Here is a 23,833-nt window from a genome sequence, read left to right as displayed (position 1 = left end):
CTGTTCGGGGTTCATTTCAAAGCCTGTTTTTGCGGGGCGTCTATCTTGCCCTCGATTCGCCCGATTGCCTTGTTGAGGTCTTGCAGCTCGCGGTTGACGCCGTCGGAAAGGCGGCGGAGCTCGTCGAAAATCGCCTGATTGGATTTCGCCGTGTACACGTTTAAAGTGGCGTCGCTTACCCGGCAGGTCGGCTCGCTGTCGTACGACGCCAACAAATGGAAATACTATTTCGACGGCTTCTACGCCGACAATCCGTTGGGCGACGTTTCGCTCGGCACTGTCGCCGTCGCCGGCGACAGTGCCGACGAACCCTCGGGCGCAACGGGCGCGATTGCCCAGCGCCTGCGAGTCGCCCTCGACTGCCAAAGCTACGAAACCGACGCAATCAACACCATCACAAACGACCTTTTGAAACTCCACGCGGGCAACTCCGCAAAGTTGCAAATCGGGCTGTTCCGCGGCGGCGAAATACCGTCCGACCTTTTGGGCGAAAGCCCGTCGCTCGAACTCGTAATCAAGGACACGGGCGGCGACTGGTACCCCGACGCGGAGGGCGGCGTTGTCGTCAAAAAGACTTTCGGTACGCTCAACGCGCAACTGACAAAAGACTCGTGGAACGGCGGCGCGGCGTGCCACGCCGAAATCCTGCTCACGCCCGAGGACACCGCGCTGACTGCGGGCGTCCGCTGGCTCTGCGTCAACCTCGTCTTGGGCGAGGACGCTATCACTTTCTACGCGGGCAGAATCTACATTCTCGACAATGGCGTTTCGGGCGCGTCGCTCGTCGAAGCCCTCGACGAAATCCGCCGCGTACGGCAGGAGGCAATCGACGCCCGCGACCAAATCCTTGCGCTCGTGAACGAGCAGACCAACCCGACCGCGCTTTACGAGCGCATCATAAAGCAGCTCAATTCCGCGCTCGTCGCTACGGGCAACCGCATATTCATCGGCGAGGACCGCGGGCTTTATATGCTCGACGAAACGGAAGGCGGCGACGGACTTTACCACAAACTTGAACTTGTAAGAGTGGACGGACAGCTGATGCTTGCGCCGTCCGAAAACGGAGTCGAAAATGTTTAAAAAAACCGTCTTTACACTCGCAACCGCCGCGGCGGTTTCGCTGCCGGCATTCGGCGCGCGCTACGCGCCGCTCCCCGTGGATTCGGAAACGTCGAAGCTCGCGCCCGACTCCAAATTCATTTCGGCGAACAAGCTGATGACGAGCGGCAAACTGCCGAACGCCGCGCAGTTCGCCGCCGACAACAACCTCGTTTCGAACGAGGTGCTCTGCATCCGCGTGGATATGTTCCGCACGGGCACGAACTCGTCAAATTCTCGGGCGGTATATTGGTGGGAATGCGAATTGAAAGTTTTGAGCAAAACCGGCGTTTTGCTCTACCACGTTTCTACGGTCTGGCGCGACAGAAGCTATCACGAGGGCTTGGGTATCGAGGACGACAAGTGCCGAATTTTTTATTACCCGTCGGGTCCGAACCCGACCACGGGCATTTGCGCCAAGCCGAAAAAAGAGCTTAAACGCTCGGCGGGCGGCAGCGGAATTTCGATTTTCAAGTACGAGGGATTCACGACGGGGCAGTTTTACGGCGGGTATACGTCAAAACCCGTTTCGATTTCGACAATCGAATTTTACCCCGACTTGTCGGGAACGCTCAACGGCGTTTCAATTCGCGAGATTTTCCTGAATCCCGAAAACACGATTTTGGTAAGCCGCAAAAATTCGAACGAAATCGAGATGGACGGCGCAAACAGCAGCCGCATCTGGCGTGCCCCGATTATAACCTACTATCGAAAGTAAACCGATGAGAAAAACCGCTTTTATGATTTTGGCGGCACTCGCCGCAAACGCGGCGTTCGCCGACCTTTCGCGGGATTACCGCGATATGCTCGCAACGCTTGAATTCGCGCAGTCGGCAAAGTCCGCGCGTGCCGCCGTGTCGGCTGCCAAAGAGGCGGACTCCGCAAAAGACGGCGTTGCCGCGGTACGCTCGTCGCGGAATTTTAAAGACTCCGCAAAACTCGCCCGCGCGGCGGAATTTTCGAAAGACGCGGTCGGCCGCGCCGCGCTTGCGCTTTCCGCCGAGCGGTTCGCCGACCTGAGGCTGTGGGTTTTGCAAAACACAAAGCCGCGCGTTTTCATAGACATCGCCACGGCAAGCCCCGCCACCGATATGGGCTATTTCCGCATCGACTTCGACCGCGCCGACAAGTTCGAAAAACTGCAAATGCTCCGCGACGAATTCGGCATCGAATAAAATTTCGAACCTCAAAAAAACAAAAATGAAAAAATACATCATCGCAACCATCGCCGCGGCGTGCGCCGTCTCGGCATACGCAAAATCAACCGACGAACTTGTCGCCGAGTTCCGCGCTCTCGATTCGTCCCAAAACGTCAAGGAGGCACGCCAAAACTACGTCCGCGAAAACATCGCCGACATCCGCGCGGCGTGGCAGAAAAACAAAAACTCGCCGTACGTCAAATTTCAGACCCGCGCGGTTGCGGAGTGGGCGTCGCTCTCGCCCGAAGCAAAGCAGAACAAATTTTATATGCGCTCGCTGTTTTCGCACCTCTACGCCGCCGACGGAGACATCGACGCTCCCGACGACGTGAAGATTTCGCTCAACTGCTGGAAATTCGTTTCGCTCAACCCCGACGCTTGGGCGGCAATCAAAGCCGCCGGCTACAAGGTGGGCGGCATCGAAATTCCGCTCTGGTTCGGGCTCGAAATAGGTCTCTCGACGCGCGACATCGACACCGTATACCGCTATCGCGACGGAATTTTAAACCGCTCCGCCGAATGGCTCGACGCCAAGTGCGAAGCCGTCCGCAGAATGTGCCTGTATGCCGCCGACACCGCGAAGGCAAAAGCCGTCTGCAACGAATTCGAAAACGCTATGCTTTTGCACGACTGCCAAAACACCGAAAAAATCCAAGCCGTCGGCAAGGCGCTGACTGCGCGAATCATCGACGCGAAAATTTCAAAATAGGAAAGGAACCGACAAATGAAAAAAATCATTATCACAACTCTTGCGCTCGCCTGCGGGCTGGGCGCGTACGCAAAAACGCTCGCGGAGCTTAAAGCCGAAATGCCCGCCTATCAGGACAACGACACCGTCCGCGCCGCACGCCGCGCCTATATGGCCGAAAACAAGGCCGACTTCGTGCGCGAGTTCGACGCTTGGAAGAGTACGAACGCCGCAAAATTTTTTCTGGGCGAACCGCAAAACGCGTCGATGACCGACGAGCAGAAAAAGCTCGCCGTCGAAAACCGCGCGTTCTTCAGGGCGGTCTACTGGGTGCTCTCCCGCGAGCTCGACGTACCCGCAAACACGGCGCTGCGCCTTGTGCCGCAGGTCTACTTTGCCGAAAACCCGACAGCTTGGGATAAAATCAAGGCCGACGGCTACAAAATCGACGGCGTTGCGATGCCCGAAACGCTGATAACCGGCTGCGCGTTCGCCGCACGCGACGAAGCGTGGCTGTTTGCCAACGCCGACAGGCTCGCGGCGATTCCGCTTTCGGGGCTTGTGTCCTTTGCGGAGGACACGCGGAAAATGCTTCTGCGTTCCTCCGATTTCGCCGCCGCGAAAAAGTTCTGCACGGCCTACGAGTGCGAAATGCTCGTCAAAGGCGCGGACGCCGACAACGCCGCGCTTGTAAAAATCAAGACCGTGGGCAAGTACCTGACCGAACGGCTGCTCGACGCGAAAATCGCAAAATAAAATACGCCGCCGCAGGGCAATGCCCCGCGGCGGATTTTTTCAAACGGAAAGGAATTTGAAAATGACGGAAATCGAAATCAACGGAAAGAAAATCGCGGTCGCCTGGGACGCGCAGGCGTACTTCCGCTACGAACGCGCGGGCGGCACCGCCGAGGAAATGCAGGCGCTCGCCGACAAGCGCGGCTCTGCGGCGGCGAGAATTTCGACGGTGGTAATTCTCGCGTGGGCGATGCTCAAAGGCGACTCCCGCGCCGAATACCCGACCGCCGAAGACCTCGCGCCGCTATTCATTCCGCGCTTCGACGCGGCCGCCGCCGAAAGCCTCGGCAACATTATCGCCGCGGGCAACGACGCGATGAAGGCAAACCTCTAATTCAAACAAAAAATGGCGGCGAAAGATTTCATCATCAGGCTTCTGCTCGATTCCGACGTCGGCGGCGGGAAGAAAGTTGAGGACGCGCTCGGAAGAATCTCGCAAAAGGTCGCGGGCTTGGAGACATTCGGCAAGTCGATGTCGATGTACTTCACCGCGCCGCTTGTTGCGTTCGGCACGCTCGCCGCCAAACTCTTCACCGACTTCGAGGCGCAGATGTCGCGCGTGGGCGCGATTTCCGCGGCGACGGCCGGCGAGCTGAAAGCCCTGACCGCGCAGGCCCGGGAACTCGGTGCGACAACCCGCTTTTCGGCAAGCGACGCGGCAAACGCAATGTCGTACCTTGCGATGTCGGGCTTTTCGGTGTCGGAAATGACGCGCTCTATGCCGTCGGTGTTGCAGCTTGCCGCAGCCGCCACGCTCGATATGGGCACCGCCGCAAACATCACGTCGAACATCCTGCGCGGCTTCGGGCTTGACGTTGGCGAACTCGCCCACGCAAACGACGTTCTCGTAAAGGCGTTCACGAGTTCGAACACCGACTTGCGCCAACTCGGCGACGCGATGAAATACGTCGCGCCCGTCGCGAGGTCGTCGGGGCAGAGTATCGAAGACATCACGGCGGCAGTCGGCGCCCTCGGCAACGCGGGCTTGCAGGGCACGATGGCGGGCACGGCGCTGCGCAAGGCGATTTCCTCGCTCGTCAAACCGTCGCGCGACGCGCAGAAAGTGCTTGCGGAACTCGGCGTCGATACGAAGGACGCGTCGGGCAAAATGCGCCCGATTCTCGACATCATAAGCGACCTCGGTGATGCAGGCATTTCCACGGAGCAGATTTTCAGGATTTTCGGAGACCGCGCGGCCGCCGCCGTCGCCGCGCTCACCGATATGGGCGGCGACAGCCTCAAACGCTTTTCCGACGCGCTCAAAGACTCGGCGGGCACGACGGAGCGAATCGCAAAACAGCAGGAGGACAACCTGCGCGGAGCGTTCTTCCAAATCAAGTCGGCGGTCGAAGAGGCGCAGATTGCGGTTGAAAGTTCGTCGCTCGGAAAGGCGCTGCGCGAAGTCGTGATGCAGGCATACGACCTCGTAAGCGCGTTCAACGCCTCCGACGACAAAACAAAGAGATTCGCCGCGTCGGTCGGGCTTGCCGTTGCTGCAATCGGTCCGGCGATTTTCGCGGCGACGCGCCTTGTGGCGGTTTTCGGCACGATGTCGCGCGTATTCGTTTCCACGGCGGCGGGTCTGCGGGCGCTATCCGTGGCGTTCACCGCAAACGCGGGCGCGGCTACCGCGGCGACAATCGCGTTGCGGGCGTTTCGCGGCGCGTTGGCGATGACGGGCATCGGCGCCCTTGCCGTCGGTCTCGGATACCTTGCCGACAAGTTCATTTCGAGCGCGGAGGCTGCGGGACGCGCGCGCTCGGCGTACGAGCAGCTTCCGCCCGCCCTCCGCGCCGTCCAAAGCGGCGTTGCACAGGTCAACGCCGATATGCGCACTTTCGCCGCCGAAGACGCGACGACCGAAAGCGTCGGCCGCCTGCGGAACTATTTCGAGCAGGTCAAGACGGAATACGAAAGACACGCGCAGATGCTCGACCGCGCGGACAAGCGCGAGCAGGTCCGCGAGCGCAACCGCAGGCGCGGCGGCGACGCGAACTTCGCAAAAGGGGCGCAGTACGGCGAGGGCGAGCTTGCCGAGTACGAATCACGGACGGCTCTCTTCAGGAAGATTCAGTCGCTAAACACGGCGATGATGTCGGTGCGGACGGTGCTTGCCCGCAAGGAGGCGGAGCTTGAATCGCGCACGTCGGCGGAAGCGCTCGCAAGGGAGGCCGCCGACCGCAAGGCGTTCGAAACCGCCGCGCGACGCACAAACCAAATCAAACGCGCGGTCGCGCTCGAAGCCCTTTCCGATACCGAACGGAAAATCGAGAGGGAACGCGACCTCCGCGCCGTCGAGGAGGAAATCGCAAGGCTCGAAAGCGACGCGGGCAACACTTCGAAAAGTTTTGCCGACCGCGCGAAAGCCTACGATATGCTCGGCGAAAAGCTCCGAGAGACGGCGGCTTTGCGCGGGGAAATCGCGCGGCTGGAACCGAAGGCCGCGAACGAGGAAAAGAAACGCGCGGCGGCGGAAACCGCGCGGCTTTCGCTCGAAATTTTGCAGGCGCAGGCTCGCGGCGACAATGCGGCGGCGGCAAAGACGCAGCGCAGGCTCGACATCGAACGCGAGATTCTGAACCTCAAAGAAAGCGCCAACCTCTCCGACGCCGACGCGCGGGAAATCGCTACGGCGAAGGTCGAAGCGGAGGCGAAAATCGAGGCCGACAAGCTCGCCCGCGAGCGCAATATGCTCGTTGTGGAGGCGCAGATTTCCGCGCTCAAAGCGTCGGGAAAAAAGGTCGAAGCGGAAGCGCTTTCAATCCGCAAACGCGCCACCGAATACGCAGAACGCTTCAAAACTTCGTATTCGGAGGCGCTCGCCGACATTAAGAAAATCGACGACATTCAAAAGAAGCAGAAGCCCGCAACCGCAAACAAAAACGCCCGCTACGGCGCGAGCGTCGGGCAGATGGAGCGGCAGCAAAACAAAATCAAAGAGCTGCTCGGCTCGGACTCCCGCGCCGACATCAGCCGCGGCGTAAAAATGGCCGAGCGCTTCGAAAAACGCTACGGAATTTCAATCAACGACGACGTGCGCGAATACAAGGGCATCGACCGCAAAACGGGGAAGTTCGTAAACCCTACGAGCAAGGAGGCCGTCGCGCAGTCCGACGCGGAAACCTCGCAAAGGGCGTACGGAGTCGCCGCAAGGGCGGGGGCAATCAAAACGCCGTCGGACACCGCGCGGGCAGTTGCGGGCGCGGGCGGAAGCGCGGTTTCCGCGGCGGTCGGAGCGGTCTCTGAAACGGTGGGAAGGTTTTCGACGGGCGGCGTTCCCGCGCCGCGTGTGGCAAAGTCGTATTCGGAGCGCCTGTCCGAAAGGACGGCGGGCGCTGCGGACGAATTCTCCACCGGCGGTATTCCAGCCCCGCGCTCGGCAAAATCCTTTTCGGAACGGCTGGAGGAAAGCCGCGCACCCAAATCCGCGCCCCAGAAAACACAATCGGTAAAAGCGTCGGGCAAATCGGGAGATTCCGAAAAGGGCGCGGGCGGCGGAATCGACGAGGCGGTAAGCTCGCTCTCCGAAATCGCAAAGCAAATCGATACCCTCGTAAAGAAAATAATCGACCTCGAAAGAAACATTAAAGGCTCGGTCTCGCGACTCTCAAAAAAATGACGACTCTTAAAATAGGCGGCGAAAAACGGACTCTCCCCCAATGGGGCTGCGAGTCGGCAATGCTCACGTTCAACAGCTTCGCGGCGGACGAATTTTCGTTCTCCACGCCCAAGCTCGGCTTCCGCAACGCTTGGCGCGACGCGGAAACACGCGTCGAGGTCTTCGACGGCGACGCGCGGATTTTCGCGGGCTTTCTCCAAGAGCCGACCGTCGGCAAATCGGCAAACGGCGACTCCGTGAACTTCTCCGCAAAAGGCTTCTGGGACGTGTTCGAATCCACTCCGTACCAAAATTCGTGGTTCCCGCCGATTCTAATCGGCAACATTCCGAACGTCCGCGACCTCACGAAAGTCCAGCTTTTCGGGAAAAAAACCGAGTACTGGTGGAGCTCCACGGGCGGACCGGTGCAGTACGAGGAACCGCAGTATGAAAGCTGGTCGGCGGAGCAGTTCTTCAAAAATGACGTGTTGGCGGCGTTCGCTAAAACCGACAACGCCGCGCTCTTCGACATTCCCGAATCGGGCATCGACTTCGACTCGCAGCTCCTCCTTCCGTACGAGGAAAAGGAGTCGCCAATGTTCGCCGATATTTTTTCGAGCATCGCAAAGTGGCACCCCGAACTGATGTCCGCCTTCGACTACTCGGCCGACAAGCCGACGCTCTCGATTAAGGCGGCGCAAAAGTGCGCAGTCGTGAGCGTGCCCGTCGGCATATGCACCGACATTTCTCTTACAAAGGACATCAAGCGCAAACGGCGCGTGATTCTGCGACTCGTCAAAAACAAGACGGGCAATACGACGGGCGGCACGGGTTCGTGGCTGCACTACAAAGGCTTCGACGACTGCGCCGCCGAGGGAGTTTCGGCGAATCAGCGCAACGTGGTGGTCGTTTCGATAGACATTTCCGACGACAATTTTTCGAATAAAACGGTCGACGCGCAGGGGCTGCTCGCGCAGTTGAAGTCGATTGTCAACCGCGACAAATACACGGGCAGCGTTGTGCTCTTCGACCGCAACCTGCGGATGCGCTACGCGGGTAAACGCCTGAATATTGCGGACAGCCGCGACAACCTCGCGGGAATCGACGCGCAGGTGCAGTCGGAGTCGATAGACCTTGCGACGGGCACGCGGACGCTGACGCTCGGCAACGACAACCAACCCGACTGCGAGGATTTCGTCTCGCGCATCGAGTGGCTGATTTCGCGATAGACGCGACAACCGCAACACACGCGGAGGGCGGACGAAAAAACACCGCGAGGCGCAAGCAACCCTTTTGAAAACGGTACCCCCGCCGAACCTCCGCGGCTCACTAAAAAAAACAAACTTCCGCCAAATTGCGGCAAGAGGGCGGCAACCCTTCCGCCAAGCCGCGGCAAGAAAACGGCAATCCTTTCGCCGAACGCGGCCGATTACGAAAAACACAAAAAAACCGTACCCACCGTCGCGCGATTACAACCAATCCAACCCTTTTCCCATTCCCCCGTTTCAAACATTCCCATTACCCTTTTCTATCTTTACTTACGGTACAAGCGCTCGATTCTTATTTTAACTGCTAAGCCCGCTTTTGCCGGATAGCATGATTCCAACTCCATTTTTTTGCCCTTAAACGGAGTGCCTGATATCTTTCCCCTTACGAACGGGCTTTTGATTTTGTTTGTTTCCTTTCCCGACGTCGGGTCTATCTGGTAAGATACGGCTCTGTAAACGTTCTCTTTCGACGCGTCTGCATTTTCGAGCGGAGCTGTTTCAATTTCTATTCTGAGACCGCGGAATCCTTCGGGTGCTTCTTTGAGCGTCATTTCAACAGATTCGTCAGCCTTGCCCGATAGAATCCACGCTTGCACGCTTCCGGAATCGGTTTTAATTGCTTTTTGATAGGGCTTCCCCGACGCCGCGCAAATGCTTTGCGGCTTTATTTCGTCGGCATTTCTTGCATATGAAGTATGAGCCAGTGCGAGCAGAATGACCGATGCCGTTATTGCGCCAACGGATATTTTTGAGAGCCTTTTGTTTATCATATATAGAGTTTTTGCCGATTGCCTTCGGTTTTGCGCCAAGCATTAAAATGCGCCATCGCCACTATCCAAATTAAATTAGATTCTATTGAACGCATGCCGATATTGTCAAAGTAAAAACGGCAAGCCCGCCGAAGACAACTGCGCGGGCGCGCTAATGCTGTGGTTGCGGGGAATGGAGCTATGCAATGATTTCAATGAAATTGCCTTCATTGTCGGAAACACATGCTTCGTAATAGCCGTCGCCTGTTGTGCGGGGATTGCTGATAATTTTGTATCCGTCCGATTCCAGTTGTTTTACTTTTGAATCAACTAATTTTTCCGAGCCAAGTTTGAAGGAAAGATGAATCAATCCCGTTCTTAATAATTCATTTGAGCCTTCAAATAAGTCGGGGCGCGACATTATTTCAAGCCGCGTTCCGGAGTCGAAGGAGAGAAAATAGGTTTCAAGCAAAGTCTTGTTGTTGCGGTACTTATTGTTTACGGCGGCGTTGAAATATTTAACGTAGAAATTTTTAGTAGCCTCTAAATTCCTAACAAAAATTGCGACATGGTCTATTTTCATGCGGAAAATCTATAAGATTTTTCACTTTTACATAAAGCTTTTTGTGCGCGGATTGCGTTTTGGGCTTTCATTGTTCAATTCGCCTGTATTTTGCAGGCTATCGTTTCTGCAAAAGGCGAAAAAAACGTCCGATGAAAATCGGACGTTTTTGTTTGGTGGAAAATTTGTGTGGCTGCCTTGGGGATTATTTTTCGTCGAGGTCGATGACGGCTTTTGTCGATTCCACGCTCTGGGTTGTGCTTTGTCCGCCTTTGAGTCTTAGTTTATACATCTTTTGCGAGAGCTTGCGGGCGGCTTTCACTATCACGTAGTCGGGCGTGTCGCAGATGTCCACGAAGCCGATTGCGTAGTTTGCTGCGTTGAAGCGTCCCGCCGTGCAAAGGTCGAACCATTGGAACCAGTGCGCTCCCACGACATTCGGGTTTTCGAATGCGCTGATTGCGTAGTTTTCGAACGCCTTTTTGCGGGCTTCGACCGTCACGCGCGGATTGAGCCCGCCGCCGTACACGCCCTTGTCGGTGTTCCCGAAGTGGAATTCGCCGATGAGCGACGGTTTGTCTTCGCAGCCCTTCACGGGCGAGAATGCTGTAATGTTGTCGGAGTATACATTGTAGCTGATGACGTCGCAGTAGCGCGAGGCGACCTTCTCTACAAGCGTATTTCTCCACGCGAAGCGGCAGCCGAGATACAGCGTATTCGGAGCCGCCGCCTTTACTGCGTCGCGGCAGGTCTTGAAGTAGCGGACGTAGATTTTCTCCTCGAATGCGAGCATGTCGGTTTCGCCCGCCTTTGTTCTCGGGAAGAAGTCGCGCTTGGCGAGGAAGTCGTCCCAGCTTGCGTATTTTGCGTTCCACGCTTCGTTGAGTTTTTCGATTGTGCCGTATTTAGCCTCCAAATCCTTGCGGAATTCGATTTTCGAATACTGTGTCGCGGGGCAGCCGAGCAGCGCCCTGATTGTCGTCAGCGGCTTGAACTGCCACGGAAGTTCGTTGTCCACGAACACGCCGACGCATGCGGGCATGTTTATGAGTTTGGAAAGCTGCGCTACGCGTTTGAAGGTGTTTTCCTCGAAATTGGGCGTAAAGAAGTCGGGGAAGTCGCGCCAATATGCGTGTATTTTTACGTCGGTCTTGAAGCTTTCCGCCTTGCCCGACGTCGCAATCGCCGTGAACGGGAAGTTGCCCCTGCTTATGATGTAGTGTTGCGACCAGCACCCGTAGGTTGTGAAGCCCCACATGCGCATGCGCTCGTCGGAGACGTCTCCGTAAACTTCCCTGTAATTGTCGCCGTATTTCGCCACGAGGTTGCGTTCGAGGAATCCGTAGGAGTCGTAAACTTTGTCTTTATAGTAGTGCAGTCCCCAGTTCGATTTTTTCATGAAGCGTTTGTCGGAGACGTCTTCGAAGTACGATTCGCGGTCGGTAATCGGCGTGAGGTCGAGGTTGCCGACGCAGGTTATGCCGAACGACCAGAACAGGTTGCCCTCGGGGTCGATAAACCACCATTTGCCGTCGATTTTCTGCACGCGGAAGTGCCCCGTAGCTTCGTATTTTTGGTCTTCCCGAACGAGCCCGCAGAACTGGTCGCGGTTGGGGATTTTTCCGATTTTCTTGTAGAACTTCTTTTCCGCCTCCATGCGTTTTGCGAAGTCTTCGTCGCAGGTGATTTTGTCAATCCAGTCTTTGTGTTTGAATTGTCCGTACTTGTCGATGAACGGGAAGAACTCCTCCTTCGAGTAGTTCAGGAATTTCTCCTTGAAGTTGTGGAATTCGGGGTTGGCGGGCGTGAATGTCATGCCGATGAACGCGTCGTTGTCGAACATCCACGCGCCCTTGGGGTCGGCGGTGAATTTTTCGATTTTGATGTCGTCGATTTCGATTTTAATTCCGCGCTCGGCGACGATGTCGAATTCGCCCGAATTTGACGGAAGCCTGCCGGCGACTTCTATTCTCTGCGCTTTTTTATGGTCCTTTTTGTTGTCTTTCTGAATCCAGCGGGCGGAGATGCGCGTCTTTTCCCCGTTCTTGATTTCGCGCATGGCGACTGCGACTGCCACGTGTTTGTTATTTTCGGTTTCGAGCAGTTTGCATGTTAGCGAGAGTCTGTAAATTCCCTCCTTGTTCAGCGGAATGGTGCATATAGATTGCCAGCCCCAGTTTTTTCCGCGCGTGTCGAACATCATCGAGCCGTTGCCCGATATCGCCTTGCTGCCCGCGACTTCCGTGGCGATTTCAGGCTCGAATTTTGCGACTTCCGCGAATTTGCTCGTTTCGGGATTTTCGAAGTCTTCCTCGAAAACCGTTTCCATGTTGCCCAGCGCGGGCAGGGCGGCGAAGAGCAACGCCGCCGCGAGTGTCGGCAGTTTCTTTCTCATAATAGATAGCAGTTGATAACAGTGTTTTCCCGAACGGCGGGCGTTCCGCGCGTTCTTTGTTGAAATATAAACATGTAAAAAAATGGCGCGCCGACTTCAAGCTAATTTTTGTTTATTGCTCAAAATTGTGCGGCGGGCGGGGCGGTTGCGCGGAACAAAAAAGGCGGCTTCCCGCAACGGGGAAGTCCGCCCATGAAAACGCCTGCTTGGAATCGCCGCCTATGCGACGTCCACTGCGCGGTAGGCGTCGAGCAGTTTCTTGTCGCCCGCGGCGGTTCTGTCGCTCTGTCCGTGTTCCATGCCGATGATTCCGCGGTAGCCCTTGTTCCAAATGTGCTGGAATACGTTTTTGAAGTTGATTTCGCCCGTGAGCGGTTCTTTGCGCCCCGGAACGTCGCCGAGCTGGAAGTATGCAATTTCGTCCCACGCGGCGTCGATGTTCATGATGAGGTTGCCCTCGGTAATCTGCTGGTGGTAGAGGTCGTCGAGAATCTTGACGTTCGGGCTGCCGACCGCCTTGCAGAGCGCGTACGCCTGCGGAATGCGTTTGAGCCAGAGGCTGGGGTGGTTCTTGATGTTGAGGGGTTCAAGCACGATAATCAGCCCCGCCTTTTCCACGATTTCCGCGCACCATTTGAGGTGTTCGACGACGTTCGCAAACTGGTATTCGGGTTCGACCATCGGGTCTTCGAGTCCGGGGACAACCGTGCACCATTTCGCGTTGACGCGCTTGCCGACTTCCACAGCTTTTTCCATTTTTTCCTTCCAGTAGGCGCGGCATGCCTTTTTGTCTACAACGCGTTTGCTAAGGTCGAGCCTGTTGCCCGTCATCGACGCGTTTTTCCATTCGGCGTGCGCGACGAATACGCCCATTTCCATGCCGAGCTTCGACATCTGCTTCGCCATCGCCTCCTGAATTTCGACCTTGCGGTTGGGCATGCCGTTGTCTTCGAGCCCGCGGAAGCCGCAGTCGTAGAAGAACTTGATTTTGTCGACTTCCGAAAGCCCCTGTGTGGACGCCTTGCAGTGCCCGAGGTTCGGCGAGAATTTGCATTTGTAGGGCGCGGTCGACGATGCTATCGACTTCGGGTCCGCCGCCGCGAACGCCCCCTTTGCGAATGTTGCCGTTGCCGCCGCCGCGAGTGCCGTCTTTGCGAATTGTCTTCTGTCCATCATTGTGCCTTTTTTTGTTGTTATATGGATTGCTAAAAGTAGATTCCAATCTTTCGATTTTTTCCAGTTTTGTGAAGCATTTTTTTTCAGTTTCGACAAAATTGCCTTGCAAGAGTTGCGTCCCGACGCCATTTTTTCTACCCGTATGAAAAAAATTATCGCTTTACTCGCAATGGCGACGCTGCTTTTCGGCTGCGCGTCGTCCGAAAAAACCGAACAACAACCCAAACACCGCAACGTCGCGGTGCAGATGTACACTTTCAACAAGTTCACCTTGGAGGAAGCCGTCAATAAAGTCAAAGACTTGGGTCTCGACGGCGTCGAGTGCTACCCCAAGCAGCGCCTCAGCGACAAATTCCCCGGAGTGCTCACAAACCAGTACATGACCGAAGAGCAAAAGGCGTTCATGAAAAAGCTCTTCAAAGACGCGAACCTCAAACTCGTAAGCTTCGGCGTGGCGTACGCCAACAACGAAAAGGAAATCGAAGACCTCTGCAAATTCGTTAAGGAATTCGGTTGCGACCGCGTTTTAACCGAATGCCCCGTAGGGCTTTTCCCCGTTTGGGAAAAGGTCGGCAAAAAGTACGGCGTGACAATGGGCATCCACAACCACAACGGCCCGAACAAATATTGGAACCCCGCGTATATTTTCCCGCTCGTGAAAGACTATGAATTCGTCAAGATGAACCCCGACGTCGGGCACATGGCGCGCGCGGGCATAAACCCGATTGACGCCCTCAAAACCTACGAAGGTAAAATCTCGTCTGTCCACTTCAAGGATTTGTCCGAAATCTGCGCAAAGAACAAACCCGCCGTCTACGGCAAGGGCGTTCTCGACACAAAGGGCATGCTCGCCGAGCTCGACAGACAGGGATACAAGGGCTTCTTTATCATTGAGTACGAAACAAAGTTCGAAGACAACTTGGCGGAAGTCAAGGAGTGTCTGAACTATCTGCGCAACCATTAAGATACGGCGCGAGACGGCGCGTGAAAATACTTCCCTAAGGGCGTTTCCCTGTACCCGCAGACCGCTCGCGTACGTCAAGTACGCCACGCGCCCTGCGTGCACAGGAAAGCCACCCTTATGAAAGCATTTTGACGCGCCTAATAAGTGAGTGCTGGCGCACGAAGTTTTTTAGGGTGCACTGGGATAAAAGTTTAGTTAATGAGTTAGCGGAGAACCTTTGTTTTAGGTTTTCCGTTTTTTATTTATCCGCGCAAAGCGCGTCTATTTTAATTCGTTTCTTCCCAACATAAAATAATCCCAACGCCAGTAATTGGCGAAGCCAATACGGACTAAACGGGGAAAGGCGCGGGTATACCCGCGCCGCATTATCACAGAAAGGAACGAAGTTCCGACGCCGTGCAGGCTGCAGCCTGCTTTAGGCTTGATTTTTTAGGCTGGGGTGGTTCAATATCTCAAACGTATGAAGAGAGTATTGATATACATGATGGCTGCTCTGCTTATGTTCGGGTGCTGTCCGAGCAAGCAGGGGGAAACAAAACCGCAACGCAAAGTGGGCGTGGCAATGTTCACGTTCTACAAGCGCAATCTCGACGAGGTTATTCCGCTTCTCAAAGACATGGGGGTGGACGCAATCGGGCTTTCGAGCACCGCGCTTAGCGCAAAATTCCCGAAGGTCAAGACGGGGCCCGAGATGAATGCCGAGCAGAAGGCGTATCTGAAAAAGCTTCTTGCCGACAACGGCATAAAAATCGCAAGCTTCGGCGTGCGCACTCCCACGGAAGAGGCGAAAATCAAGGAAATGTGCGAATTCGCAAAAGAGTTCGACATTCCGCTGATTCTGACGGAATCCGTCGGCAGCACAATCGGGCTATGGGACAAATACTGCCAGCAGTACGGTCTGAAAATGGCTCTCCACAACCACGCTTCCGACATCGTAAAGCGCAACTCCTACTTCAACCCGAACATCACCCGCGCGGCAATCGGCGACTATAAAAACGTCTACGCATGCCCCGACAACGGGCACTACGCGCGTTCGGGCATTCAGGGCGTCGCGGCGTACAAGATTTTGGAGGGGAAAATCGCAATGCTCCACTTCAAGGACATGAGCAAGTTCGACGACCTCAAAGCGAAGACCGTTCCATACGGCAAGGGCGTTCTCGACCTGCCCGCGCTCTTGGCGGAACTCGACCGCCAGAAATACGACGGCTACTTCATGATTGAGTACGAGGACAATTTTGCGAACAACCTCGCGGAAGTCAAAGAGTGCGTGGAGTACTTGCGCTCGCACTAAAAATCCTTTCGCTTCGGCTTTCGAAATTTCGGGCGCGGTCGATTCCGCGCCTTTTTTGTGCTCTGTAGCCGCGTCCTTTCACTATTTTGACTTTTCCACCGTTCGCGACGTTTGGCCTTGATTCCCCGCGCCGGTTTTGTAGACTGCTACCATGAAAAAATTACTCTTTGTCTTGACGGCGGTTTCGGCGGTTTTCGCGCTTTGCTCGTGCATGTCGGCCGAAACAAAACGGCCGCGCAAGATTGCGGTTCAGATGTGGTCTACGCACTTCCACAAATTCGACTATTCCGTCGAACGATTGGCGAAGATGGGCGTGAAGTATGTTGAATGCTACCCCGGCCAGTCTCTTTCCGACAAACTGCCCAACGCAAAATTCAGCCACAACATGACCGCCGAGCAAAAGGCGTTCGCAAAAAAACTTCTCGCCGACAACGGCATTCAGATGGTTTCGTACGGCTGCGTGGGTGGCAAGACCGAAGCCGATATCCGCAAGGTTTGCGAGTTCGCGGCTGAAATGGGCGCAAGGACCGTCGTCACCGAGGCTATGGAGGACACCATTCCGATTTGGAACAAAATCTGCGCCGAGTACGGACTGCAAATGGCATTGCATTCGCACGAGCGCAAGCCCGACAACCCCGCCTACCGCCACTTCGACCCCGCGTTCCTGATGACTATCCTCAAAGACTACAAAAACGTGGGCATTTGCGCCGACAACGGCGCGTGGTCGCGATCGGGGCTTGATGTCGTGGGCGGTTTCAAGAGCGTGCGCGGCAAGCTCATCGAAATACACCTCAAAGACCAGCAGAAATTCGGCGACCTCAAAAGCGGTTGCGCGGTCTACGGCGAGGGCGTTCTCGACATGGAGGCGATTCTGAAAGAGGTGGATTCGCAGGGCTTCGACGGATTTTTCGTGATAGAGGACGGCACATACAGGGATTCCTTCCCGATTATTGAAAAAAATCTGAAATACCTCAGGGAGCACTGATTGCCGACGCGCTCCGAAACTCCGCTCCGCGCGGCGGAGTTTTTCCGCGCCCGAGCGGCTTCGCAATAAGCAGTTGACATACAGGCGCGGCAAAGATTATTTTAAGGGGCGACATTATGAAAAAAGAAATCGGACACCGTTGGAACTTTTTTAAAGCGGGCGGCGCATATCAGGCAGCCATAAACACCGCCGACGACATCAAAAATCTCGGCAAACTCGACAAAAAGCTGTGGTCTGCGCTCGCATGCCCCACGTCGGGCTTGATGTTCGACTCGAAGCTGCTTTCCATGCTCGACGCCGACGCCGACGGGCGGCTTCGCTACGGCGACATCGTTTCCGCCGCCGAATGGACGTGCGCCTCGCTCTCCGACGTTTCAAGACTTTTCGAAGAGTCCGACACCCTCGAACTTTCGCAAATAAACACCGAAACAAGCGAGGGCAAAACGCTGCTTTCCTCCGCGAAAACGGTTCTTGCAAATCTCGGCAAGGCGGGCGACGGCAAAATTTCCGTCTCCGACTTCGCCGACACCGCAAAGATTTTCGCGGCGGGCGCGTTCAACGCCGACGGAATCATAACCGAACTTTCGTGCGACGACGTCCTCAAACCCGTTTTCGCCGACATTCTTTCGGTCTCCACTCCCAAGACCGACCGTTCGGGAAAGGACGGCATCGACGCCGCCGACGTCGAAAAGTTCTTCGCCGACGCCGCCGCGTACACGGCGTGGCTCGACGCGTTCAACGCCGATTCGGCGGTTTCGCCGCTTGGGGAATCGACGGCGGACGCCTTCGCCGCGTATTCCGCCGTGAAGGAAAAAATCGACGACTTTTTCGTGAGGGTTGACGTCCTCCGCTTCGCCCCCGACGCCTCCGCGTCGGTCAACGCAACCGCCGCGCGTTTCGCCGAAATTCTGTCGGAGGAAGTCGGCCCGTGCGACGCCTCCCTCAAAAACCTGCCCGCGGCTCTCGTTTCCGCCGACGGCACTCTCGACCTTTCGGGCGACGTCAACCCCGCGTGGCGCGCGCCGCTTGCGGCGTTCGCCGAACTCGTCGCCAAGCCCGTCTGCGCTTCGACGAAAATCTCGAAGGCGGACTGGAAGAAAATCGCCGATACTTTCGCCCCGTATGCCGCGTGGCGCGCGGCAAAGCCCGCGACCGACGCCGAAAAAATCGGCGGCGCGCGCCTGCGCGAAATCCTCGCGGGCGACGCAAAAACGCGCTTCGCCGACGCATTCGTTTCGGAGGCTTCGGTCGCTGCGGAAGTCGCCGAAATCGAAAAGGTCGAAAAGCTCGTGCGGCTCAACAAAAGCCTGTGCCCGCTGCTGCGCAATTTCGTGAGCTTCCAGTCGTTCTACAAAGACAAGGCTGAGGCAATTTTCCAGTTCGGACAGCTCTACATCGACGGGCGCATGTGCTCTTTGTGCATAAAAGTCGAGGACGTCGCAAAACATTCGGCGATGGCGTCGCTCTCCTACGGCTACCTGCTCTACTGCGTCTGCAAACGCAAGGGCGAGGCGGATATGAACATTGTGGCGGTCGTCACAGCGGGCGATTCCGACGACCTCATCGTGGGCAAAAACGGAATTTTCTACGACCGTGCGGGGCGCGACTGGGACGCGACCGTCGTGAAAATCGTGGACAACCCAATCGGCATCGCGCAGGCGTTCTTCTCGCCCTACAAGCGGCTCGTCAAATGGGTGAGCGAGCAGATTGCAAAACGCGCCCTCGACGCCGACAAGTCGGTTGCGGCGAATCTCGAAAACGGGAAAATCGTGGACGACAAGACGAAGAAAATCGACATCGGCACGGTCGCCGCGCTGGGCGTTGCCGTCGGCGGCATTACGACGGCGTTCGGCATGATTTTGGGCGCGTTCGTAAGGCTTGGACCGTGGATGCCAATCGGCATTGTCGGCGTGATTCTGGCGATTTCGCTTCCGTCTGTGATAATCGCGGCGATGAAGCTCGGCTTCCGCAACCTTGCGCCGCTGCTCGACGCCAACGGCTGGGCGGTCAACAACAAGGCGAACATCAACATCGTTTTCGGCGCGCACCTGACGCAGACTCCGCGCCGCAGAAGACAGGGGGGCACATGAAACTGATTGCGCTGCTTCTTGCCTCGGCGTCGGTATCGCTGCTTTCGGCGTGCGTCGGCGAGCGTTCGTTGGAGGAAACCGCAGTGTTCGTTTCGGCGAAGATGTCGGACGCTTCGGCGGTGGACGTAAAAAATCTTCCCGCAGTGCTCGCCTCCGAACAGGCATCGCGCCGAATTCTGCTTTTGGACTCCTCGAAAGACTGGAATTCTCCCGACGCCGTTTTGTGGAGCTGGAACCCCTTGAAGGCGGACGGAATGCCCGTGAAATACGCCGAATGGTTCGGCAATCCCAGCGACGCAAAGCCGGTGCTCGGCGCGACCCACGTTTTAGTCGCGGCGTCGAAAGGGGGCGTTGCGCTCGTGCGCGTGCGCGATTCGCGCGTTGTTCGCTTTATGTACGCCGGCGGGAACGTGCATTCTGCATGCCTGCTTCCCGACGGAAATATCGCGGTTGCGTCGTCCGACGGCAACATGCTGACGGTTTTTGCGGCAAAAAACGCGGCGGAGGGCGTTCCGTGCGCGTCGAAAAAAACGTATCCGCTCGAATTTGCGCACGGCGTGGTGTGGGACGCTTCGCAGAAAATTTTGTGGGCGCTTGGCAAAAAGACTCTCGAAGCCTACAAATACAACTTCGACTCCGATTCGCCCGAACTCGAAAAAACCGCCGAATATCCGCTGCCCGAAAAAGCGGTAGTCGGGCACGATTTGTACCCGTTGCCGTCGTCGAAAATCATGTTTATTACGGGGCATAAGGGCGTTGTGCTTTTCGATTCCGTCTCGCGCAAATTCGCCGACGTGTGCGGGGTGGGGCGGATAAAAAGCGTGTCGCTTTCGTCGCCCGACGGCGAAATAATTTCGCTCATACCCGAAGTCAAATGGTGGAGCGCATCGGTGTCGTTCGGCGCGTCGAAAACGCGCAGGGTCGGGACGCTTGACGGCGGCAGAATCTACAAGGCGCGATGGTTCCTGCCGGACGGATTCTCCGAAAAGTAGGGGGTAGTGTTGGCACGCTTAATGCGTGCAAGAAGATTTAGGAGGGCTTGCGGGGTCGGCGTATAAATGCGTTTCGCTTGCGCGGATTCGGTCATGTACGAGAGTACTCTTCCGTCGCCTTGCTTTGCAAAGCCGCATTTCTGCGGGATAGTGATGGCACGCTTAATGCGTGCAAGGAGATTTAGGAGGGCTTGCGGGGTCGGCGTATAAATGCGTTTCGCTCGCGCGGCTTCGGTCATGTACGAGAGTACACTCCCGTCGCCTTGCTTTGCAAAGCCGCATTTCTGCGTGCAACCTCGCAAGCCTCGACAGCGCGGCAGCCGCCGCGCGGGAGGTTTAGCGAAAAAACGCGATATTTGGGACTTTCACGCTGTCCGAAATATCGCGTTTTTTTAATATTACATGGTGATATTTTTTGTGGGGTGCTGCGGTTGCGTCGGATTTTTTTGCATTTGTAGCTCACCACATTCCTATGAGTAGATGAAAAACAGAGTGCGCTTAATGCGCACGAAGGAGGACGGAAACGAAAACGAGGAGCATTTCGTTTCCGTCGAGGCGCGAGTCGCTTCGCTCTCGCGTGGGTGGGGCGGGCGCGTATTTCGCTTGTTGCGCTTTCGCGTTGGGAGGGGCGATAGCTTATGCCGATTCGTTTATGTTTTGCGGCGGAAATTGCCGCGCTTGCGTTGTTGTTTGTCCTTGCTCGGTTGGGGGAATTCTGCTTTGTCGCATTCCTATTCGTAGGGTAGGTAGTACGCTTATGTTGTTTGTCCTGCGTTTGTGTGGCTGGGGCGGCATTTTATTTGTCGTGCTTCATTTTCGTGTAGGAGGGAATATTTACACGCGTACGTCGTTTGTCTCGTTATGCCTGCGTTGCTTTTGCTCGATGATTGTTGGCGGTATTTCTTGACCCGACGGGTGGGGTAGGGTAGAAATTCTGCGATGTCGGCATTAATTGCAGCTTGCGCGCTTATGGGGATTTCCGCCGCCGCGTGGATTTTCTTTCGCCGCGGCACGGGTTTTATTGCCGCCACGCTCAAAAGTGTGCCCGCCGTATGTGCGGCGATGGGGCTTATTGCGCCGTTTTCCGTGGTGGGCGCGTGGCGCGTCATTCCTCCAATTCCGAACTTTCTTACGCCGATTATTGCGGGAATTTTGCCTGTGTTTTGTGCGGGCTTTCTTGCCCATATGTTTTACGCGCGCAAGTGCGGATTCTCTTTTTTCAAAACGTTGTTGTCTTTTGCGGCGGGGGTTCTTATTTCGGCGGCGGTTGCGGCTGCGGTGTTTGCGGTGTCGCTGTGGGCATTGTTTACGATGTGGGAATCAGTCGAAATTCCCGCCGAGCCGAAATTCGAATTGCAGCTTAAAAGAAAGCCCGCGCTTTGTCCCGAATTCGACAGGCGCGTGAAATTTGAAAGCGGCAAAACCGTCGGAATTTCTCTCGACACTTGCGGGCGCGGAAATTTCTCCGTCTACGCGTTGCGGAACGGCGCGGTATACTTTGAGTCGGAGTATGAAAAATACATAATCGACCCCCGCGCCGAAAAAGTCTGCGAAGTGCTTGGCGCAAACGTCGCCGAGCTTAAAGGCGGTTTGATAAACGGGCGTTGGGGCGCGGAGGGAAAAGTATCGTACGAAGTTTACGGCGGCGGCGAAGAGACTTTCGAAAGCCAAACCTCGCCGCTCGGCGACGCGCTCGAAAACAAAAGGAAAATCGGCAACCTGCGCACTCTGCGATTCATTCCCGAAACGCCGAACTGAATTGGGTATTGCGGCGCAAAAAAAACGGCGGAGAAGATATCCGCCGTTTGTGGTTGCGATGTGTTTGATTTATTTCCCGTAGCGCGTTTTATAGAGTTTATAGCCTATTTCGCGCGCTTTGTTTATCGTTTCGGGGTAGGGCTGGTCGGCGACGTCGGTGAAGCCCACTTGGAAGTTTTCGCCGTCGAAGCGTCCCGCCGTGCACTGGTCGGAGAACTGGTGCCAGTGTGTGCCCACTATTGCGGGGTTTTCAAGTGCCGATTTGACGTAGTCGTAGTAGTGCTGTCCTCGGTCTTTCTGGTCTTTCACCAGCACCAGCGACGGGTGGAAAAGCCCCCTGTCGAGCGCGCCGAAATGGAATTCGCCAATCATGATTGGCTTGTCCACGCCTTCGGGAAGCTTGAGCGTTGCGAGAGAGTCTGAATAGCGGTTGTAGCTTACGATGTCGCAGTATTTGCCCGCCTGCCGCAGCGCGATTTCGTTCGACCCCGCAAAGCGGCAGCCCATGTAGAGCATGTGCGGCACGCGCGCCTTGATTGTGTCGCGAATGGTTTTGAAATAATTGCCGATGAATTTTTCGGAGAACGCGGAGAGGTCTTTTTTGTCGGCGTTTACGGGGTTTTTGTCGTTGGCGAGGAAGTCGTCCCACGATTTGAAGTTTGTCTTCCATGCCTTGTTGAGCGCGGCGATGTCGCCGTATTTGGCTTTGAGGTCTTTTGCGAACTCGATTTTTGCGGGCAGGTCGGCGGGCGAAATCGATACATTTCTGCCAATCGTATCTGGGCTGCCCCAGTGGTGCTCGTTGTCCACGAAATAGCCTATGCAGAACGGGTCTTCGAGCTGTTCGGCGCGGCGGTCGAGGTTGTCGTTTATGCTTTTGACGAACGACGCGTCCCACGGGTCGGCAATCGGCCACCACCAGCCTTCGTGTCCTGAAATCGGGCGCGAATGGATTTCGAAGCGTTCGGCGTAGGGAGTCTTTTTTTGAAGGAATATGAAAGAGTCGGACGAGTTCGCTATCGTGTTAAGCCCCCAGCTGCGGAGTCTGCGGTGTGCGGAGTCGGCGAATTTTTCGCGCCACTGTTTGCCGTATTTGCGGTAGATGTTTGCGGCGGAGAAGTCGTAGGTTTTTTTCAGTCCGCGCTTGGTGTAGTAGGGCGCGAGAAGCTCGTCTTTTGTCGTGTAGAAGAGGGCGAATTCGTCGTCCTTCTTGGGGAGGTTTTCGAAGTAGTATTCGCGTCCGTCGAGGGGCGTGATTGCGCTCGACGGAGAGACCCTGACTATGCCGTGCGACCAGAACAGCCTGCCTTCGGGGTCTACGAGCCACCATTTGCCGTCCACTTTTTGCACGCGGAAGTGCCCCGTTGCCTCCAACTTCGGGCCGTTCGCCCAGCCGCCGTATTTTGTCCAGCCTTCGGGCGACTGCGGGTTTGCGGAGAGGTCTTTCTCTTCTTCGGCGACCGCCTTTTTGATGTCGGCGTCGGTGCGGATTTTCCCTTTCCAGTCGCCGAATTTGAACTGTCCGTATTTGTCGATGAACGGAAAGAACTGCTCCCTTGTGTACGAAAAGTATTCGGGGTATTTTTTCGCCGAAGTGTCGAGGGCTACGATTTTCTTTATCCTGATTTTCGCGCCGGCGTTGCGCGAGAACATTGTGAGCCTTTTGATTTTTGAAAAGTCTTTCGGGAACGAAATTCTGTCGCCGCGGAAGAACGGGTTTGTGCGCATGATTTTCATGTCGTCGAGAATTTCTGGGTGCGCGGGTACGGGCGGGTAGGAGATTACCGCCGAGCCTTTTTCGCCCTTGGCGACGCGGTAGGAGGCGACCGACGGGTTTCCGTCGCGCTCCGTCGCCGTGCCGTCGTTGATTCTGATTCTCACAACGTCGCCGGATTCGCCGACGCTTTCGAACTCCACGAGGAAGTCGAGGTTTTTCGACAAGTCCCATTCGCCGTTGACTACCAGCGGCGTTTTGCGCGTAAGCTCGAACGGCTTGCCGTCGGGAGAGTTTGACGCGTCGTAAATTGTGATTCCTCTTTCTTCGCAGCCGGCCAGCGCGAGAACGAATGCGGCGGCGGCGAAAATCTTCCCCAACAAAGCGTATTTCTTCTTCATAGATTGAAGATTATCGCATTTTGTCCCGATTTTGTCCAAACTAAAAAACGGGTATGTTTTGCGCAAACGGGTATTCTGCGCGTCTGCGCGTCGGAATTTTGGGCGCGGCG

General features: G+C 56.0%; 20 protein-coding genes. 14 read left to right on the top strand and 6 right to left on the bottom strand.

Features of this window, described 5'->3' with window-relative positions; genetic code table 11:
- Positions 1 to 11: 11 nt before the first annotated feature.
- Positions 12 to 158 (bottom strand): hypothetical protein, encoded by a 147-nt coding sequence (locus P3B99_004960; protein ID WYJ06563.1) that lies wholly within the window; start codon positions 156 to 158, stop codon positions 12 to 14.
- On the opposite strand from P3B99_004960, the gene P3B99_004955 reads away from it, so the two are divergent.
- The 8 genes from P3B99_004955 to P3B99_004920 all read left to right on the top strand — a co-directional run bounded on the left by P3B99_004955 (position 151) and on the right by P3B99_004920 (position 8,607).
- Positions 151 to 1,080 (top strand): hypothetical protein, encoded by a 930-nt coding sequence (locus P3B99_004955; GenBank protein ID WYJ06562.1) that lies wholly within the window; start codon positions 151 to 153, stop codon positions 1,078 to 1,080. The two genes, P3B99_004960 and P3B99_004955, sit on opposite strands and share 8 nt — an antisense overlap.
- Positions 1,073 to 1,816 (top strand): hypothetical protein, encoded by a 744-nt coding sequence (locus P3B99_004950; protein ID WYJ06561.1) that lies wholly within the window; start codon positions 1,073 to 1,075, stop codon positions 1,814 to 1,816. The genes P3B99_004955 and P3B99_004950 overlap by 8 nt, the downstream gene beginning before the upstream one ends.
- Before the next feature lie 4 nt (positions 1,817 to 1,820).
- Positions 1,821 to 2,273 carry a hypothetical protein gene (locus tag P3B99_004945; protein ID WYJ06560.1) on the top strand — a complete coding sequence of 151 codons (453 nt, stop codon included), beginning with the start codon at positions 1,821 to 1,823 and terminating at the stop codon, positions 2,271 to 2,273.
- A 25-nt stretch (positions 2,274 to 2,298) separates the two neighbouring features.
- Entirely contained in the window at positions 2,299 to 3,006 is a 708-nt protein-coding gene (locus tag P3B99_004940) for a hypothetical protein (protein WYJ06559.1), read from the top strand.
- A gap of 15 nt (positions 3,007 to 3,021) precedes the next feature.
- Entirely contained in the window at positions 3,022 to 3,741 is a 720-nt protein-coding gene (locus P3B99_004935; GenBank protein WYJ06558.1) for a hypothetical protein, read from the top strand.
- 61 nt (positions 3,742 to 3,802) lie between these two features.
- Positions 3,803 to 4,114 (top strand): hypothetical protein, encoded by a 312-nt coding sequence (locus P3B99_004930; GenBank protein ID WYJ06557.1) that lies wholly within the window; start codon positions 3,803 to 3,805, stop codon positions 4,112 to 4,114.
- A 12-nt stretch (positions 4,115 to 4,126) separates the two neighbouring features.
- Positions 4,127 to 7,399 (top strand): phage tail tape measure protein, encoded by a 3,273-nt coding sequence (locus tag P3B99_004925; protein ID WYJ06556.1) that lies wholly within the window; start codon positions 4,127 to 4,129, stop codon positions 7,397 to 7,399.
- A complete protein-coding gene (locus P3B99_004920; GenBank protein ID WYJ06555.1) occupies positions 7,396 to 8,607 on the top strand; it encodes a hypothetical protein in 1,212 nt (403 codons plus the stop codon). The genes P3B99_004925 and P3B99_004920 overlap by 4 nt, the downstream gene beginning before the upstream one ends.
- A 305-nt stretch (positions 8,608 to 8,912) precedes the next feature.
- Here the strand turns inward: P3B99_004920 and P3B99_004915 are convergent, their stop codons facing one another.
- The 4 genes from P3B99_004915 to P3B99_004900 form a co-directional block, all read right to left on the bottom strand.
- Positions 8,913 to 9,416: a hypothetical protein gene (locus P3B99_004915; GenBank protein WYJ06554.1), complete on the bottom strand. Its 504-nt coding sequence runs from the start codon at positions 9,414 to 9,416 to the stop codon at positions 8,913 to 8,915.
- A 178-nt stretch (positions 9,417 to 9,594) separates the two neighbouring features.
- A complete protein-coding gene (locus tag P3B99_004910; protein WYJ06553.1) occupies positions 9,595 to 9,978 on the bottom strand; it encodes a VOC family protein in 384 nt (127 codons plus the stop codon).
- A 184-nt stretch (positions 9,979 to 10,162) separates the two neighbouring features.
- Complete coding sequence (locus P3B99_004905; protein WYJ06552.1) at positions 10,163 to 12,352, bottom strand: beta-galactosidase; 2,190 nt, start codon at positions 12,350 to 12,352, stop codon at positions 10,163 to 10,165.
- Positions 12,353 to 12,571: 219 nt separating this feature from the next.
- Positions 12,572 to 13,528, bottom strand: a complete 957-nt coding sequence (locus P3B99_004900) for a TIM barrel protein (protein WYJ06551.1) — start codon at positions 13,526 to 13,528, stop codon at positions 12,572 to 12,574.
- A gap of 142 nt (positions 13,529 to 13,670) precedes the next feature.
- Between P3B99_004900 and P3B99_004895 the strand changes: the two genes are divergently transcribed.
- The 6 genes from P3B99_004895 to P3B99_004870 all read left to right on the top strand — a co-directional run bounded on the left by P3B99_004895 (position 13,671) and on the right by P3B99_004870 (position 21,608).
- Positions 13,671 to 14,492, top strand: a complete 822-nt coding sequence (locus tag P3B99_004895; GenBank protein WYJ06550.1) for a sugar phosphate isomerase/epimerase — start codon at positions 13,671 to 13,673, stop codon at positions 14,490 to 14,492.
- A 460-nt stretch (positions 14,493 to 14,952) separates the two neighbouring features.
- Positions 14,953 to 15,783, top strand: a complete 831-nt coding sequence (locus tag P3B99_004890; GenBank protein WYJ06549.1) for a sugar phosphate isomerase/epimerase — start codon at positions 14,953 to 14,955, stop codon at positions 15,781 to 15,783.
- A gap of 151 nt (positions 15,784 to 15,934) precedes the next feature.
- Complete coding sequence (locus tag P3B99_004885) at positions 15,935 to 16,768, top strand: sugar phosphate isomerase/epimerase family protein (GenBank protein ID WYJ06548.1); 834 nt, start codon at positions 15,935 to 15,937, stop codon at positions 16,766 to 16,768.
- A gap of 116 nt (positions 16,769 to 16,884) precedes the next feature.
- A complete protein-coding gene (locus P3B99_004880; protein ID WYJ06547.1) occupies positions 16,885 to 18,858 on the top strand; it encodes a hypothetical protein in 1,974 nt (657 codons plus the stop codon).
- Positions 18,855 to 19,850: a DUF6528 family protein gene (locus P3B99_004875; GenBank protein WYJ06546.1), complete on the top strand. Its 996-nt coding sequence runs from the start codon at positions 18,855 to 18,857 to the stop codon at positions 19,848 to 19,850. Before P3B99_004880 ends, P3B99_004875 begins: the two co-directional genes overlap by 4 nt.
- Positions 19,851 to 20,789: 939 nt before the next feature.
- On the top strand, positions 20,790 to 21,608 hold the full coding sequence (locus P3B99_004870) for a hypothetical protein (GenBank protein ID WYJ06545.1): 819 nt from the start codon (positions 20,790 to 20,792) through the stop codon (positions 21,606 to 21,608).
- Positions 21,609 to 21,677: 69 nt separating this feature from the next.
- On the opposite strand, the gene P3B99_004865 is transcribed toward P3B99_004870, so the two are convergent.
- Positions 21,678 to 23,723 (bottom strand): beta-galactosidase, encoded by a 2,046-nt coding sequence (locus P3B99_004865; protein WYJ06544.1) that lies wholly within the window; start codon positions 23,721 to 23,723, stop codon positions 21,678 to 21,680.
- Positions 23,724 to 23,833 lie beyond the last annotated feature (110 nt).

The organism is Opitutia bacterium KCR 482 (assembly GCA_029269845.2).
Lineage (GTDB): Bacteria > Verrucomicrobiota > Verrucomicrobiia > Opitutales > Intestinicryptomonadaceae > Merdousia.
This window is presented reverse-complemented; position numbering and strand designations above follow the sequence as displayed.